Below are 15,364 nucleotides of genomic sequence, written 5' to 3' on the forward strand. Positions count from 1 at the left end.
GAGTGGCGACAGCCGCGATGAGTCGCTGGCACTGTCCAATGTGCGAATTCCGATCGTTGATCAGGAAGTGTTCGAGGGCGGCGACCCACTCGTTGCGATTGAGGTCACGGCGGACTTGAGTGGTGACCTCTCGAAGCTGGGCCAGGTGTTCGTCGTTGTTGAGGACCGAGATCAGCTCTTCTCGACCGCAGCGGTCTCACCTGGCGCGAACGGAAGAGATAACCGCCTGATCATCCAGGGCCGGCCTATCAACCTAGTCGCCGGCACGTTCTCCGGTCCGCTGCGCGTCTTTGTCTGCCTGGACGTCGAATGCCAGCGCACTGTCGCTGGCTCCCCGGTCATCGTCCCGTACACCATCACGGTGCGCCCTGGCATCAAGATGAACTTTCCGACGCCGCTGACAGTGGCAACAGGAGCCGGTTCGCCTCGTACCCTAGAGTTGCCCATCACGCTTCCGCCCGGCACCGAGGCCTGGAGTGCAGCCTTCGACTTCGGACCCAACGGCATCGCAGTAACCAACTCGGACACGCCTTCGCCAAGGGCCTTGGTCGACATATCTGCGCTCGGCGTCGGATACGCCGGCGATTGGCCCATCTGGTTCAGCGCCACTGCGCGGACCTCGAAAGGTCGCGTCGCCACAGTGCGCGTCGGCTCCCAGGTGTTCTTTCGCAGCCAGCCATGACTTCTACCGTAGGGCCGGGAACATCAGCAGAGATCCCAACCGATCGCTCAGGTTGACCACTGGCGTCTTCACGCGTTGGTCATCGTCGCCTTCGGAAGACGGCGAGACTATCGAAACCAGAGGATCCCGCCTACCGAGCCCATAGCTCCCCATAGATGCGCACGATGCGACAGCTTCCGCTTCGTGCCTTTTGGCAAGCGAACTCGATAACACCGTCCTTGATCGTCAGCGCATGCTTCACCGCCGGAATGTCCAGCCGGGTGGGCTTGTCGCCGACTTGGGCAATGCAGTCCGGCGAGACCTCGGTGATGTGTATCCACTACGCGCCGTAGAACCGGGTTTCGCCGGTCGTTCTCCGTGCCCCCCCGACGACCTGGCTCAAGCTTCAATGCCGCCAGCGGCATAAGCGCCATGCGCGTGAGTCCGCAAGCTGCAGAAGCTACTGGAGATAGCAGCCCTGACACCAGGGGACGCAAAGGCATTTGGTGTGGCGAGTGCCAGTACCAAGCGCGGGGAGAGCCTCGACCGTTGCCCTGGCCGGCGACGGAGATCGCTCAGGTCTCGATTAGAGGAGCTCCCGGCTTTGGGTGCGTGCCTGCATCGGCCGGAAAGCAGCCGCACGCAGCCATCGTGCTCAAGCGCAGGCACATCGATTGCCAAGGCGTTCAGGACAGCGAGGAAAGTGGCGAGAGGAACAAGCCACCACGAGCACAGCCGCAGCCGCGGCACGGCTCCTCCAAACAACTGCCAGATGGCATCAGGACAAAACACATATGTCTGCACTGAGCACATTGCGCCATTCCGTCTGGGTCGCTCTGCATCGCTTGAAGATGATGTCGCGCGCCGCCTGGGCCGATTGGCTGAACCTGGTGAGCCGCCGGGCCGTGATCGACGAGGGCGCCAATGTCGTGGTCAGCCTCACGACCCATGGCGTGCGGATCGGCCGGGTCCACCGCACGCTGGAATCCATCGGCAGGGGCCGTGTCCGGCCGCAGCGCATGATCCTGTGGCTGGGGCTCGGCGAACGCGAGCGGCCTTTGCCGCGCGAACTGCAGCGCCTGCGCGCGCGGGGGCTCGAGGTGCGCTACGCGCAGGACTGCGGTCCGCACACCAAGTACTTCCCGTACGTCTGCTCCGAGCCGAAGCACCACATGCCGATGGTGACGGCCGATGACGACAACTGGTACCCCGACTTCTGGCTGGACAGGCTCTGCCGCGCACACGCCGCGCAGCCCGAGCTGGTGCACTGCTATCGCGCGCGCCGCATCCAGCTGCAGGACAACGCCCTGGCGCCTTACGCCACCTGGCCTTTCGTGGAGGACGACCTCCCAGCGCCCACGGTCTTTGCCACCGGGGTGAGCGGCGTCATCTACCCGCCGGCCCTGCTGGACGCCCTGCGTGACACCGGCACTGCTTTTCAGTCGTGCTGCCCGAAGGCCGACGACCTCTGGTTGCACGCCACGACGTTTCGCAACGGCTTTGTTGCACGGCAACTGGCTCCGAAGGCCGTCGACTTCGAAACGCTGCCCTCTACGCAGTCCATTGCCTTGTGGCACCAGAACCTGCTCCAGTCGAACAACGACCCGCAGGCCGCAGCCACCTACACCGAGTCCGACCTGAGCCGCTTGCGAGCAGCCTGAAGCCGCAGGCCACTCAGCGCGGCCTGCGCAACAGCGCCCGCAGATCGGTCAGCTTCCGGCGGAACACCAGCGTCAGCACGGCCAGATAGACGACCGCACCCGAGGGGCACGCCACAGCGAGCGTGAGCAGCGGCGTCAGCCCTTCGCGTTCACACGCCCAGACGACCACGCGCAGCACCGCGGCCATGACCACCGAAGACGCGATGGGAGCCGCCAGCACCTTGGCCAGGTCGACAAGCGACGCATCGAGCAAGCGCAAGGTGACGAGCATCACCGGGATGAAGTTCACCAGGTTCGCGGCCAGGTAGAGCCCGGCCAGCACCCGCACGTCGTACTGCGCGCCGATGAAGAACGCCGACAGCTGAGTGATCGCCGTCAGGATGCCGATCCTCATCATGAGGTCGGTCCGGCCACGCGCCATGAAGATCGCGCCGGTGCTGCTCATGATGGATTGGAGAAAACCCGTCGGCGCCAGCCACATGAGGATCGCCCCCACCGGGCCCCATCCTGGCCCGAAGGCGGTGCTCACGAAGGCCTCGCGCACGCCGAACAGGCCCGCCATCAGCGGTGCGGTGATGGTGGCAATGAGTGCAATCGTGCGCAGGTACAGCGTCGCCATGTCGGCGATCTCTGTCTGCTTGCGGCTCATGATCGGATACAGCGCACGCGAGGCGACGCTCGTCAGGCTCTGGATGGGGAAGAGCATCAGGCGGTACGCCATCGAATAGAAGCCGAGCACGGTGGCGCCGAGAAAGCGGCCGATGATCATCCCATCGGCGTTGCGAGAGAAATAGTTGATGAGCTGGAAGAGGCTGAGGTTGCCGCTGAACCCGAGCAGGCCCCGAAGCTCGGAGAGACTGCCTCTTCTTCCGGGCCGCCACAGAGACTTCTTCCAGAGCAGCAGGGTGGACACCACGGCATTCACGACGGCCTGCACCACCAGGCTGAAGACGCCCCACCCCGCGGCCGCCGCGGCCACGGCGCAGACGACGCCGAGCGTCAGGGCCGTGAGCTCGATCTGCGCAATGGACTTGAACTGCGAGCGCCGCTCCAGCAGCGCCTGATGGGTGGTGGCCGACGCGGTGATCGGAAAGATCACCGCCAAGGCCCAAAGCACCGGCGGCAGTTCGGACGATCCGAACAGGTGCGAGATGGGAACGGCCCCGGCCGCCAGGACCAGGGCGAGCACCCCGCCCATCATGAGGTTCAGCCAGAACACGCTGTCGAGCAGCTCGTCTCGGAGATCGCGGCTCTGCACCACGGCGGCACCGGTGCCGAGATCGCGCATCAGCAGCGCGAAGTTGGTCACCACCGTGGCCATGGCCATCACCCCGTACTGCTGCGCATCGAGCAGGCGCGCGAGTGCGGCCAGGCTGATGAGTTGGAGCGCGATCCGGCCGACCTGCCCGATGGCCACCCATTGCGCATTGCCCACTGCCGAGGGCGGCGGGTCGTCGGGCGGATGCGAGCCCGCAGAAGGGTCGCAGGCGGGTGTCTTCTCGGTCACTGCCCGGCCTCCGTCAAGAGCAAGGGTCGAGCGCCGTATGGAATCAGGTGCATGCAGTCACGCAGTGGAATGGGTCGGCAAATCGAGGCGGGAGTTGCGTGTCTTGGCCATGCGTGAACTCACCAGATGGCTACCGCGAACTGCGCTTGGAGAGAAAGCATCGCACATCATGATGAGAAGCGGGCACGCTAGGGCCTGCTAACACTAAAGAGCGCCCGCGCCGAGGCCTGTTGGCGTGTACGGCAAGGCGCAGGTGAGGCCGTGTGCCCCTCGATCCATCACGCTGGCATGCGGCGTGCGTGACTGCACAGACCCCAAACCCGTGCAGTCGACACCGATGAATGCGCCACCCTCGCTGACAGGCGGCTGATGCAGTTGCCGACCTCGACACCCTGTCATGTGGTCGCGCGGCGAGCGGTTCGTCGTCGGCAATCTTTGCCGTCATAACAACCTGGCCGGAGCGCAAATGACCCCTGTATCCCACGAAGCCCGCCCCATGCCCGCAAGAAGCGTCAGCGTCGTGATTCCGTCGCGCGACGGGCGAGACACCCTGAAGCGCGCGCTGGATTCGATCGTGCCCGGCGCACAGCATGTGCACGAAGTCATCGTCGTCTTCAGCAACAGCCCGGCCGAGTTCAAGGCGTACTGCGAAGCCCTCCTCCCTCGGTATGCGAATGCCTTCGCAGCCCGCGCCCTCGACAGTGGCGCGGCAAGCAACGGCGCAATCGCCCGCAATGTGGGGATGCAGGCCGCCGCGGCGCCCTTGCTGGCGCTTCTCGACGACGACGACGAGTGGCTGCCCAACAAGCTGAGTGTCTACCTCGAACACATCGCACGCCTTTCCCTGTCCGGCGACTTCGTGCTGTTCTCGCAGGTTGTCTCGTGCCGGGAAGACCGCAGCGCCTGGCGCCTCTTCCCGTCGGTTTCCTACGACGGGGGGCGCTTCTCGGATTTCGTGTTGTCGCCACTCGGTGGTGCGCAGACGAGTTCCCTGCTCTTGCCCACGCGCCTGGCCCAACGCGTGGGCTTCGATCCCTCGCTGGTGCGGCACCAGGACTACGACTTCTGCCTGCGGCTCGAAGAGGCCGGTGCGCGCTTCGTCGGGATCGAACAGCCGCTGGCCTACTGGTACCAGCGCGGCAACGGCGTGGAGAAAGGCGGCACCTTCGATTTCTGTACCGCCTGGGTTCAGAAGAATGCACACCGGATATCGCGAGCAGCCTACATCGGCTACATCGAGAAGGACATGTTCACGGTGGCGCGCATCAGCAAGCGCATGAACGACTTCTTCGCCTTTCAGCGCATGAACCTGACCCGTCGCGAGATCGCGGGCTCGCTGTGGAGGCTCGCGCGGCGCGCCGTCAAGTCGGCGAGGCGCAGGCTGTCGCCCGAAGCAGGCGCGTTCGTCTCTCGCTGATCACCGGCAGGCGGTGCCTTCGTCGTCCTGATGGCGGCGCGGGTCCTGGCTGGCAAACCATTCATCGAACGACTCCTCGTGCGGCCGTCGGGAATGCCAGTAGAGCAGCCCCAGGCACAAGGCCATCACCGCAACGACTTCACCCGCAACAAGTACTTTTTGCATAGGCACCTCCTGCCTTGCTTGCTGTCGTCGCTCAGCGTAAGGCGCGGGCGGCAAGGCGCCACCGCGTGAGTCGGGGGACCGCAGTGCAGCAAACGTGACAGATTCCGCGGCGCCTGTTCCTGCACTTCAGTGCAAATTTTTCAAGACCTTCCAGGGTGCTCCAGTACTCGGGAAATCCGCTGTACCTCGCTTGAAGCAAAGACTAGATTGGCCCCCTGCGCGCAAGGCGCGATTCCTTTCTGTCTTGCTGTTTCGAAGGAAAGCGAATGCCCAGGAATCCGGGCCCACCCAAGTCCAAACGCCTCGTGTGGCGCATCTCCGATCACGCGCCTCTGGGTGAGTGGGTCGACCCGAACATCCCGGTGTCGCCCCCCAAGAAAGACCTGCCCGAAGTGAGCCACGGCCGCTGGATGCGCTCGTCGTTCGACCTGCTGAGCGGGGTCGAAGTCGACGACAGCCCGAACACCGTGCCCGACGACCTGTTCGATGAGCTGTTTCCGCAGGCGGCACCTCCGGGCGACAAGCGCAAGTCATCGGGCCGCTGAAGGCGCTGCAGACTGGAACGGCATGGCGAAGGCCGGGTTCACACAGGTGGCTCAGGCAGCAGGGTGAAACGCTCAGAACCCCAGCCGCAGCGTGAGACCGACCGACACCCCGCTCTAGACGCTGGTTGGCCCGGCGGCCTTCAAGGCTTGGCGGCGACGACGCGCGGCCAGGAAAGGCTCGGTGAGCATGAAGGCAGCCGTGACCGCATAGGAGCCCCACACGTAGAGGCCGTAGCCGCCCATGGCGAAGAACTCGGCAGCGCTGTTCCAGTTCATGCGTGTGCTCCTTGCTTGGCGAGCTGGGCGACCCACTCGGCATGCCGCTCACGCTCCAGGATGATGGCGCGGCTGCGGGTGAAGACCACCGCGAAGGCGTAGGCCCAGAAGGCCAGCGTCATCAGCAGCATGGCAGTGAGCATGGTCGCGGCCATCTTGGGTGCCGCGGTGGCGCTGATGGTGGCGCCCTGGTGCAGCGTGTTCCACCACTTCACCGAGAAGTAGATGATGGGCACGTTGATGGCTCCGATCAGCGCGACGAGTGCGCCGGCGTTGTCGGCACGGCGCGTGTCGTCGATGGCTTCCACCAGCGCGATGTAGCCGAGGTAGAGAAACAGCAGGATCAGCTCGGAGGTGAGCCGCGCGTCCCACACCCACCAGGTGCCCCAGGTGGGCTTGCCCCAGAACGCGCCCGTCCACAGCGCGACGAAGGTGAACATGGCGCCGGTGGGCGCAATGGCGCGCGCCACCATCGAGGCCAGCCGCGCCTTGAAGGCCCAGCCGATGCCGGCCCAGAAGGCCATCACCAGGTAGAGCACCATCGACATCCAGGCCGCCGGCACGTGGATGAAGATGATGCGGTACGACTCGCCCTGCGTGGCGTCGGTCGGTGCCACGAAGAAGCCGATGTACAGGCCCCACAGCGCAAGCACGATGGCCACGGCCCAACACCAGGGCGTGAGCGCGCCGGCCAGGCCGTAGAAGCGCGAAGGCGCGGCGAAGGTGAAGAAACGCAAGGAGGGCTTCATGGGAGGTGTGCCTCGGTGTTCATTCGGTAGAAATGCGCAGGCCCGCAGCCGTGGCCCAGGGCGCGAGCAAGGTGGTGACGATCAGCAGCGCGCCCAGCAGCGAATAGTGCCCCGCCGCCGAGATGCCCGACTCGACCGCGCCCACCGCCCCGGTGCCGAAGATCAGCGCCGGGATGCACAGCGGCAGGATCAGCAGGATGAGCAGCACGCCACCGCTGCGCAGGCCCAGCGTGAGCGCCGCCCCCACGCCGCCCAGCAGGCTCAGGATGGGCGTGCCCAGCAGCAGGCTGAAGGTGAGCGCGGCGATGGATTCGCCGTGCATGTCGAACAGCAGGCCGAAGAGCGGCGCCACCACGATCAGCGGCAGGCCGGTCAGCAGCCAGTGCGCCAGCGCCTTGGCCGCCGCCAGGCCGACGGCCGATTCACCGCTCAGCAGCATCTGCTCCAGCGAGCCGTCGGCGTGGTCGGTGGCGTAGAGCTGGGTCACCGACAGCATGGCGGCGAGCAACGCGCACACCCACACCACGCCGGGGGCGATCTGCCGCAGCATGGCCGGCTCTGGGCCCACGCCCAACGGGAACAAGCTGGCCGCCACGACGAAGAAGGCGATGGGCAGCAGGGCCTCGATGCGGCGGCGGGCGGCGAGGCGAAGGTCGCGCGCCAGCAGGGCAATGAAAGCACCACTCATGCTGCCACCATCTCATCGAGCTGCACCACCACCGGCACCGGCTGTGCCAGCGTGAGCGCCTGGTGGCTGGTGAGCACCACGCTGCCGCCCCGCGCAGCGTGCTGCGTGAGCAGGGCGTTCAGCGTGGCGATGCCTTCGACGTCGAGCGCATCGAAGGGCTCGTCGAGGATCCACAGCGTGGGCTGCACGTCGAGCGCCAGGCGAGACAGCGCGACGCGGCGGCGCTGGCCTTGCGAGAGCGTGCGCACGAAGGCGTCGCGCCGGTTGACGATGCCGAACAGGCGCATGGCGTCGGTGAGCGTGGCGTCGCTGTCATCGCGGCCATGCAGGCGCGCGAGGAAGCGCAGCGATTCGAGCGCTGTGAGGTCTTCCTTCAGCGCATTGGCGTGGGCGACGTAGACGCGCTGGCGCGGCGTGCCGTTGAAGCGCACCTCGCCCGCCTCGGGCGTGGACAGCCCGGCCAGAAGGCGCAAGAGGCTGGTCTTGCCGCGGCCGTTGGCCCCGCGCAGCCACACCACCTGGCCGGCATCCACCGCGAAGTTCAGGCCCTTGAACAGAATGCGGTCGCCGCGGCGGCAAGCCAGGTCGTGGGCGGCGAGGGAAGGCAGCGAGGGCGTCAGCATGGTTTCAACCCCGCATTGTCTGTCAGGCCGCGGGGGTGGAAGTACCATGGCCCACACTCCCTGGAAACCCCCATGAACAAAGACCTGCTGCAAGCCGCCGGCGCCATCACCGCCGCCCTGATCACCAACCCGTCGCCGGGCGTCTCGCGCACCAAGCTGAGCGACGTGGGCACCCTGTTCGCCAACGTCTACATCGAGCTCGAGAAGTCGCAGGGCATCGTCGACAAGGTGCGCGCACAGGGAGCGACGCCCGCACCTTGAGCACCCGGCCCTATGTCGTCGCCGTGCGCGCGCTGTGCGAGTTCACGGCGAAGGCGGGGGACCTCGACCTGCGCTTCACGCCCTCGCCCACCGCGCAGGAGGGCCAGCTGGGCCACGCCGTGGTGGCCTCGCGGCGCAAGGGGGCGCACTACCAGGCCGAGCTGAGCCTCGCTGGCGAGTACGGGCAGCTCAGCGTACGCGGCCGGGCCGACGGGTACGACAGTGCACTCAACCGGCTCGAAGAGATCAAGACCCACCGCGGCGACCTCGCCCGCCTGCCGGCCAACCACCGCGCCCTGCACTGGGCGCAGGCCAAGGTCTACGCCTGGCTGCAGTGCCAGAAGCTCGGGCTGCCCGAGATGCAGGTGGCGCTCGTGTACTTTGACATCGGCACGCAGCAGGAGACCGTGCTGTGCGAGACCCACAGTGCCGCCGCGCTGCAGCAGCACTTCGAGCTGCAGTGCGATCGGTTCCTGCAGTGGGCCGGGCAGGAGCTTGCGCATCGGGCCCAGCGTGACGAAGCGCTGGCGGCACTGCGCTTCCCCCACGAGAGCTTCCGCGCCGGGCAGCGCGAACTGGCCGAGGCCGTGTACCGATCGGCCAGCCGCGGCCGCTGCCTGATGGCACAGGCGCCCACCGGCATCGGCAAGACGGTGGGCACGCTCTTCCCGCTGCTCAAGGCCGCGCCCGGCCAGGCGCTGGACAAGGTCTTCTTCCTCACCGCCAAGGGCTCGGGGCGACAGCTGGCGCTCGATGCGGCCGAGCGCATCCAGGCCGGCGGCACTCAGAGCACAAAGAAAGCCCTGCGCGTGCTGGAACTGGTGGCGCGCGACAAGGCCTGCGAGCACCCCGACAAGGCATGCCACGGCGACTCGTGTCCGCTGGCGAAGGGCTTCTACGACCGACTGCCCGCGGCGCGCGCCGAAGCCGTCACGCAGGCCACGCTCGACAAGGCCGCGCTGCGCGAGATCGCCCTCCAGCACGAGGTCTGCCCCTACTACCTGAGCCAGGAACTGACGCGCTGGGCCGACGTGATCGTCGGCGACTACAACTACTACTTCGACCTGGGCGCCCTGCTGCACAGCCTGGCCCAGGCCAACCAGTGGCGCGTGGCGGTGCTGGTCGACGAGGCGCACAACCTGGTGGAGCGTGCGCGCGACATGTACTCAGCTGAACTCGACCAGTTCGATTTCAAGCTGATGCGCAAGACCGCGCCGCCGGCGCTCAAGGCACCGCTCGGCAAGCTCCACCGCGCGTGGAACGCGCTCACCAAGGCGCAAACCGAGCCCTACCAGGTGCACGCCGCCGTGCCCGAGGCCTTCAGCACCGCGCTGCAGAAGGCCACCGCCGCCATCACCGAGCACCTGGCCGAGCATCCGACCGAGGTCCACGCCGAGCTGCAGCGCTTCTACTTCGACGCCCTGCACTTCGCCCGCGTGCTGGAGCTGTTCGACACCCATTCGCTGTTCGACGTCACCCTGCCCGACCCGCGCAGCAGCGTGCTGTGCCTGCGCAACGTGGTGCCGGCCCCCCACCTGCAGCCACGCTTCGAGGCCGCGCATTCGGTGGCGCTCTTCTCCGCCACGCTCACGCCACAGCGCTTCCATGCCGACACGCTGGGCCTGCCCGAGGACACCGCCTGGGTCGACGTGCCCACGCCCTTCTCGCCCGAGCAGCTGCAGGTGCGCGTCGCCGGGCACATCTCCACCCGCTACCAGCACCGCGAGGCCTCGCTGGCACCCATGGCCGAGCTGATGGCCGAGCAGTACGCCACCGAACCCGGCAACTACCTGGCCTTCTTCAGCAGCTACGACTACCTGCACAAGGCGCTGGCCGAGTTCCGCACCCTCGCCCCGCAGGTGCCGGTGTGGGAACAGTCGCGCCGCATGGGCGAGGCCGAGCGCGAGCAGTTCCTGGCGCGCTTCACGGCCGACAGCCAGGGCATCGGCTTCGCCGTGCTGGGCGGCTCCTTCGCCGAGGGCATCGACCTGCCGGGCCGGCGCCTGATCGGCGCCTTCATCGCCACGCTGGGCCTGCCGCAGCTCAACCCGGTCAACGAGCAGATCAAGCAGCGCCTGGGCGAGCGCTTCGGCGAGGGCTGCGCTTACGACTACGCCTACCTCTACCCCGGCATCCAGAAGGTGGTGCAGGCGGCCGGCCGGGTGATCCGCACCCCCGCCGACCGGGGCGTGGTCTGCCTGATCGACGACCGCTTCGCGAGCCCCAAGGTGCGCCGCCTGCTGCCCGGCTGGTGGCAGATCGGCCGAACTGGGCGGGAAGCCCCCTTCATCTCCAGCCTGTAACAGATTGCGCTTCCGTTAATGTGCGCGTACTTCCGCGCCCATTCGTCCCAGGAGGGTCTCCTTGGTATCGCTTTTCGCCTTCGTCGTGACCGCCTACGGCATGAACCCGTACCTCGTGGCCAGCTTCAATTCGAGCCTGGCCTGCGAGACCGCCAAGTCGGCCATCATCTCGGCCGCCCTGGAGCAAAGCGTGGCCGGCACCAGCACCTACGCCATGGCGCCCAAGACCCTGAAGTGCATCGCCACCCCCGGCCTGGTGGCAGGCGGCAACCGTCCGCCCGAAGCCAGCCCGCCTCCGGCCAAGCGCCCCGCCAAGAAGTGAACTCCACCGCGCTGGCCCGCGACGGGCGCTTGCGCCATCGCGTGCAGGCGCTCGCGCCCTTTTTCGTCACCTTCGGCCTGCTGGCCCTGCTGTGGACGGTGGTGCTGGTGTCGTCGGGCATCCAGCAGGCGCGCATCACCAACGACGCCCAGCAACAGCTGCGCCTGGTCAACAACGCCGTGGTGCAGCACACCCGCGGGCTGCTGCAGAACGTCGACGGCAAGCTGCAGGTGATCGACCACTGGGTGCAGGCGCACCCGCAGGCCGACCCGCGCCAAGACCGGGGACTGGCGGCCCTGCTCGCGCTGCAGAACAACTCGCTGGAGGGCCTCATCACCATGAGCCTCGCCACGGGCGACGGCAAGGCTTTCACGATTCCGCCCAGCCAGTCGTGGCTGAGCGAGATGCCCCCCGTCACCTGGGCCGACCAAACCGGCCGCCTGCACATCGGCGCCCCCGTGCGCAGCTCGCCGAGCGAGCCCTGGCGCTGGCCGGTATCGCGGCGGCTGGCCCGCCCGGCAGGTGAAGTGGCAGGCGCGGTGGCCTGGATCGACCTGGCCAGCCTCTCCGCGCTGCACGAGAGCCTGCGCGACAAGCCGGCCGGCGCCATCACGCTCACGCGCACCGACGCGGTGGCGATCGTGCGCACGCCCCACATCGACAGCCTGGTCGGCCGGGACCTGCGCAAGACCGGGCCGGTCTTCATCGAGCCGGCCAGCGCACCGGAGGGCCAGTTCGTCTACGACGGCTCGCTGACCGACGGCACGCCCCGGGTGGTCTGCTACGAACGCCTGGGCGACTACCCGGTGACGGTGCTGTCATCGCAAGGCGTCAACGAGACGCTGGCCACCTTCCACGCCCGCCGCCGCGTGCTGGTCGGCGGGCTGATCGCCGTCACCCTGTTCGCACTGGTCGCGTCGGTGCTGCTGGTGCGCAGCCGCAGTGCCACGCGGCGCAGCCAGGCCGAACTCGCGACCTTGAGCAATGCCTTCCCGCTGGGCATCTTCCGCACGGACTTGCAGGGCGAAACCACCTATGCCAACGAGGCCTACTTCCAGAAGCTGGGCCTCACGCGCGACCGCATGGCCTGGGGCTGGAGCGAGATCGCACAGGACAACGCCGAAGGCGACCTGATGAAGGCCTGGCGCAAGGCCGTGGCCGAAGGCCTCCCGCTCAAGAACACCTTGCGCGTGCGCCGCGCCGACAACGGCGAGGAAGCCGTGCTCTCGGTGCACACCGCCCCGCTGTGGGTGGACGGCCAGCTGGCCGGCCAGGTGGGCTCGCTGGAAGACGTGACCGAGCGCATCCAGGAGCAGCGCGCCCAGCGCATGCTCACCGCCATCTTCGAGCAGAGCACCGACGTCGTGGCCCAGCTCGCCCCCGACGGCCGGCTGCTCTACCTCAACCCGGCCGGGCGCGCGCGGCTCATGCTGGGCCGCAACGACTCGCTCGACGCCCTGCGTTTCGAGCACTTCACGCCGCCGCAGCGCGCCGCCCAGGTGCGCGACGTGATCATCCCGGCGGCACTGGAAAACGGCGTCTGGGTGGGCGAAACGGCCGTGCTGGGCGGCGACGGCCGCGAGATCGCGATGAGCGAGATGCTCATCGTCCACCGCGACGACGACAACAAGATCGAGGCCTTCTCGGCCGTGATGCGCGACATCAGCTTCGACCTGCAGGCCCGCGCGGAGCTGCAGCGCAGCGATGCCATCCTCAACGTGGTGGCCGCCACGCTGCCGGCCCTGGTGGCCGTGGTCGACAAGGAACAGCGCTACCTTTTCACCAACGACGCCTTCGCCCGCTGGGCCCAGCGCGCCAAGGAACGCCTGACCGGCCACCATATCAGCGACGTGATCGGCGAGCACGAATACGCCCAGAGACGCCTGCACATCGAGGCCGCCCTCGCCGGGCACCGCACCATGTTCGAGAGCGAGCGCGTCCTGCGCAGCGGCTCGCAGTTCTACGAGACCACCTACATCCCGTTCCACAGCGCCGACGGCGAGGTGGCCGGCTTCGTGGCGCTTTCGCAAGACATCACCGCCCACCGGCTGGAGCAGCAAAAGCTGCTCGACGCCTCGCAGACCGACGTGCTCACCGGCGTGCTCAACCGCGCCGGCTTCGACCAGCGCATCCACGAAGCCCTGGACCGCGCCGAGCGAGAGCCCCACCTGCTGGCGCTGCTGTGCCTGGACCTCGACGGCTTCAAGCCCGTCAACGACGAGCACGGCCACGCCGCCGGCGACGCCTTGCTCACCGCGGTGGCCCGGCGCCTGCAGCGCATCCTGCGCCCGCCGGACATCCTGGCCCGGCTGGGCGGCGACGAATTCGCGGTTGTGTTGCCCGATGTAAAGAACCTTGCTGCCGCCACGGTGGTGGCCCGCAAGATCGTGAGCGCCCTGGGCGAGCCCTTCCAGATCGACGACAAGATGGTGCACATCGGTGCCAGCGTGGGCGTGGCCCTGGCCGTCAACGGGCAGGACACGGCGGCCGTTCTCATGCAACGGGCCGACACCGCCCTGTACCGGGCCAAGCGGGCCGGGCGCGGCCGCCACGAGATCGCAGCCTGAGACGCCGCGCGAAAAGAGGCGCGAAAAGAGGCGTGAACAGACCCTAAAAAGGCTTGAAACTAAAGCCCCTCGCGGCCCTCCAAGCGGGGTCGCAGTTTTATACTGGAATAGCGTGAAATCTCCGTATCAGGTAGGAAGCAGGTCGTATATGGGCGCCAAACTCAAAGTTGCCGGCTGGGTCACCTTGGGGGCCGTCGCCGGCGCCCTGGCCACCATGCAGTTGCAGGCCACGGCCAGCAACCCGGTCACGCCGCTTCCGCTGGAAGAGCTGCAACAGCTCGCCAAGGTGTTCGACGTCATCAAGAACACCTACGTCGACCCGGTCGACGAGAAAAAGCTCATCACCGACGCCATCGGCGGCATGGTCAGCGGCCTCGACCCGCATTCCCAGTACTTCGACAAGAAGGGCGTGAAGGAATTCAGCGAAGGCATCACCGGCAAGTTCGTCGGCGTGGGCATCGAGATCGGCATGGAAGACGGCCTGGTCAAGGTGCAGACCCCGATCGAAGGCTCGCCGGCCTTCCGCGCCGGCATCAAGAGCGGCGACCTCATCACCAAGATCGACGACACCGCCGTCAAGGGCCTGACCATGGACCAGGCGGTGAAGAAGATGCGCGGCGAGCGCAACACCAAGGTCGAGCTGACCATCTTCCGCAAGAGCGAAAGCCGCAGCTTCCCGGTGACCATCATCCGCGAGGAGATCCGCACCCAGAGCGTGCGCTCCAAAATGGTCGAACCCGGCTACGCCTGGCTGCGCGTGAGCCAGTTCCAGGAACGCACGGTGCAAGACTTCGCCACCAAGCTCGAAGAGCTCTACAAGCAGGACCCCAACCTCAAGGGCCTGGTGCTCGACCTGCGCAACGACCCGGGCGGCGCGCTCGAAGCCTCCATCGCCATCTCGGCCGCCTTCCTGCCCAAGGATGCACTGGTCGTGTCCATCAAGGGCCAGACCTCGAAGGCCGAATCCAAGGCGCGCCCCTTCGACTACATGCGCGACAACGGACCCGATCCCCTGCGCAAGCTGCCTGATGCCGTGAAGAAGGTGCCGCTGATCGTGCTCGTGAACGAAAGCTCGGCCTCGGCCAGCGAGATCGTCGCCGGCGCCCTGCAAGACCACCAGCGCGCCACCATCATGGGCGCGCAAACCTTCGGCAAGGGCTCGGTGCAAAGCGCGATCTGCCTGAACGAGCGCGTGCGCCTCGACGCCTGCCCCAGCGCCGCCATCAAGATCACCACCGCGCGCTACTACACGCCGAGCGGCCGCTCCATCCAGGCCAAGGGCATCGTGCCCGACGTGATGCTCGACGAGACCGCCGAGGGCAACGTGTTCGCCGCCCTGCGCATGCGCGAGGCCGATCTCGACAAGCACCTGCAAAGCGGCCAGGGCGCCGAAGTAAAGGACGAAGCCCGCGAGAAGGCCCGCGAAGAAGCCCGCAAGAAGCTCGAAGCCGAGGCCGCCAAGACCAACGCCCCGCTCAAGCCGCTGCCCGAGTTCGGCACCCCCGAAGACTTCCAGCTCGCTCAGGCGCTCAACCGCCTGAAGGGCAAGCCGGTGATGGTGTCCAAGACGGTGGTCGAGCGCAAGCCCGAAACCCCGAGCGCCAACTGAGCATCGCCTC

Annotated in this window: 15 protein-coding genes; 9 read left to right on the forward strand and 6 right to left on the reverse strand. The window is 67.3% G+C overall.

Annotation, left to right across the window (positions count from 1 at the left end):
• Both VFL64_RS01785 and VFL64_RS01790 read left to right on the forward strand, forming a co-directional pair.
• Nucleotides 1-682 (forward strand): hypothetical protein (locus tag VFL64_RS01785; protein ID WP_489538663.1); only part of this gene is annotated, 682 nt, incomplete at its 5' end.
• 773 nt (nucleotides 683-1,455) lie between these two features.
• Nucleotides 1,456-2,322 (forward strand): hypothetical protein, encoded by an 867-nt coding sequence (locus VFL64_RS01790; protein WP_489538664.1) that lies wholly within the window; start codon nucleotides 1,456-1,458, stop codon nucleotides 2,320-2,322.
• 13 nt (nucleotides 2,323-2,335) lie between these two features.
• On the opposite strand, the gene VFL64_RS01795 is transcribed toward VFL64_RS01790, so the two are convergent.
• On the reverse strand, nucleotides 2,336-3,829 hold the full coding sequence (locus VFL64_RS01795) for a lipopolysaccharide biosynthesis protein (protein WP_489538665.1): 1,494 nt from the start codon (nucleotides 3,827-3,829) through the stop codon (nucleotides 2,336-2,338).
• Nucleotides 3,830-4,226: 397 nt separating this feature from the next.
• Here VFL64_RS01795 and VFL64_RS01800 point away from each other — a divergent pair, with 397 nt between their 5' ends.
• The gene (locus VFL64_RS01800) at nucleotides 4,227-5,246 is read left to right on the forward strand and encodes a glycosyltransferase family 2 protein (RefSeq protein WP_489538666.1); all 1,020 of its coding nucleotides are present in this window, start codon (nucleotides 4,227-4,229) and stop codon (nucleotides 5,244-5,246) included.
• Here the strand turns inward: VFL64_RS01800 and VFL64_RS01805 are convergent, their stop codons facing one another.
• On the reverse strand, nucleotides 5,247-5,411 hold the full coding sequence (locus tag VFL64_RS01805) for a hypothetical protein (RefSeq protein ID WP_489538667.1): 165 nt from the start codon (nucleotides 5,409-5,411) through the stop codon (nucleotides 5,247-5,249).
• A 266-nt stretch (nucleotides 5,412-5,677) separates the two neighbouring features.
• Between VFL64_RS01805 and VFL64_RS01810 the strand changes: the two genes are divergently transcribed.
• Nucleotides 5,678-5,956 (forward strand): hypothetical protein, encoded by a 279-nt coding sequence (locus tag VFL64_RS01810; RefSeq protein WP_489538668.1) that lies wholly within the window; start codon nucleotides 5,678-5,680, stop codon nucleotides 5,954-5,956.
• 114 nt (nucleotides 5,957-6,070) lie between these two features.
• On the opposite strand, the gene ccmD is transcribed toward VFL64_RS01810, so the two are convergent.
• Genes ccmD through ccmA form a run of 4 tightly spaced genes read right to left on the reverse strand, consistent with a single transcriptional unit; the run spans nucleotide 6,071 to nucleotide 8,292 of the window.
• Entirely contained in the window at nucleotides 6,071-6,232 is a 162-nt protein-coding gene (ccmD, locus tag VFL64_RS01815; RefSeq protein WP_489538669.1) for a heme exporter protein CcmD, read from the reverse strand.
• A complete protein-coding gene (gene ccmC, locus VFL64_RS01820) occupies nucleotides 6,229-6,981 on the reverse strand; it encodes a heme ABC transporter permease CcmC (RefSeq protein ID WP_489538670.1) in 753 nt (250 codons plus the stop codon). The genes ccmD and ccmC overlap by 4 nt, the downstream gene beginning before the upstream one ends.
• A gap of 19 nt (nucleotides 6,982-7,000) precedes the next feature.
• Nucleotides 7,001-7,669, reverse strand: a complete 669-nt coding sequence (gene ccmB, locus VFL64_RS01825) for a heme exporter protein CcmB (protein WP_489538671.1) — start codon at nucleotides 7,667-7,669, stop codon at nucleotides 7,001-7,003.
• Nucleotides 7,666-8,292 carry a cytochrome c biogenesis heme-transporting ATPase CcmA gene (gene ccmA, locus VFL64_RS01830; RefSeq protein WP_489538672.1) on the reverse strand — a complete coding sequence of 209 codons (627 nt, stop codon included), beginning with the start codon at nucleotides 8,290-8,292 and terminating at the stop codon, nucleotides 7,666-7,668. Before ccmA ends, ccmB begins: the two co-directional genes overlap by 4 nt.
• Nucleotides 8,293-8,364: 72 nt before the next feature.
• On the opposite strand from ccmA, the gene VFL64_RS01835 reads away from it, so the two are divergent.
• From VFL64_RS01835 to VFL64_RS01855, 5 genes are all read left to right on the forward strand, one after another.
• Nucleotides 8,365-8,553: a hypothetical protein gene (locus VFL64_RS01835; RefSeq protein WP_489538673.1), complete on the forward strand. Its 189-nt coding sequence runs from the start codon at nucleotides 8,365-8,367 to the stop codon at nucleotides 8,551-8,553.
• A complete protein-coding gene (locus tag VFL64_RS01840; protein ID WP_489538674.1) occupies nucleotides 8,550-10,856 on the forward strand; it encodes an ATP-dependent DNA helicase in 2,307 nt (768 codons plus the stop codon). Before VFL64_RS01835 ends, VFL64_RS01840 begins: the two co-directional genes overlap by 4 nt.
• A gap of 61 nt (nucleotides 10,857-10,917) precedes the next feature.
• Nucleotides 10,918-11,178 carry a hypothetical protein gene (locus VFL64_RS01845; protein WP_489538675.1) on the forward strand — a complete coding sequence of 87 codons (261 nt, stop codon included), beginning with the start codon at nucleotides 10,918-10,920 and terminating at the stop codon, nucleotides 11,176-11,178.
• On the forward strand, nucleotides 11,175-13,745 hold the full coding sequence (locus tag VFL64_RS01850; RefSeq protein WP_489538676.1) for a diguanylate cyclase domain-containing protein: 2,571 nt from the start codon (nucleotides 11,175-11,177) through the stop codon (nucleotides 13,743-13,745). The genes VFL64_RS01845 and VFL64_RS01850 overlap by 4 nt, the downstream gene beginning before the upstream one ends.
• 148 nt (nucleotides 13,746-13,893) lie before the next feature.
• On the forward strand, nucleotides 13,894-15,354 hold the full coding sequence (locus tag VFL64_RS01855; RefSeq protein ID WP_489538677.1) for a S41 family peptidase: 1,461 nt from the start codon (nucleotides 13,894-13,896) through the stop codon (nucleotides 15,352-15,354).
• Nucleotides 15,355-15,364 lie beyond the last annotated feature (10 nt).

The sequence above is a fragment of the Rhizobacter sp. genome (genome assembly GCF_035702065.1).
GTDB lineage: Bacteria > Pseudomonadota > Gammaproteobacteria > Burkholderiales > Burkholderiaceae_C > Rhizobacter.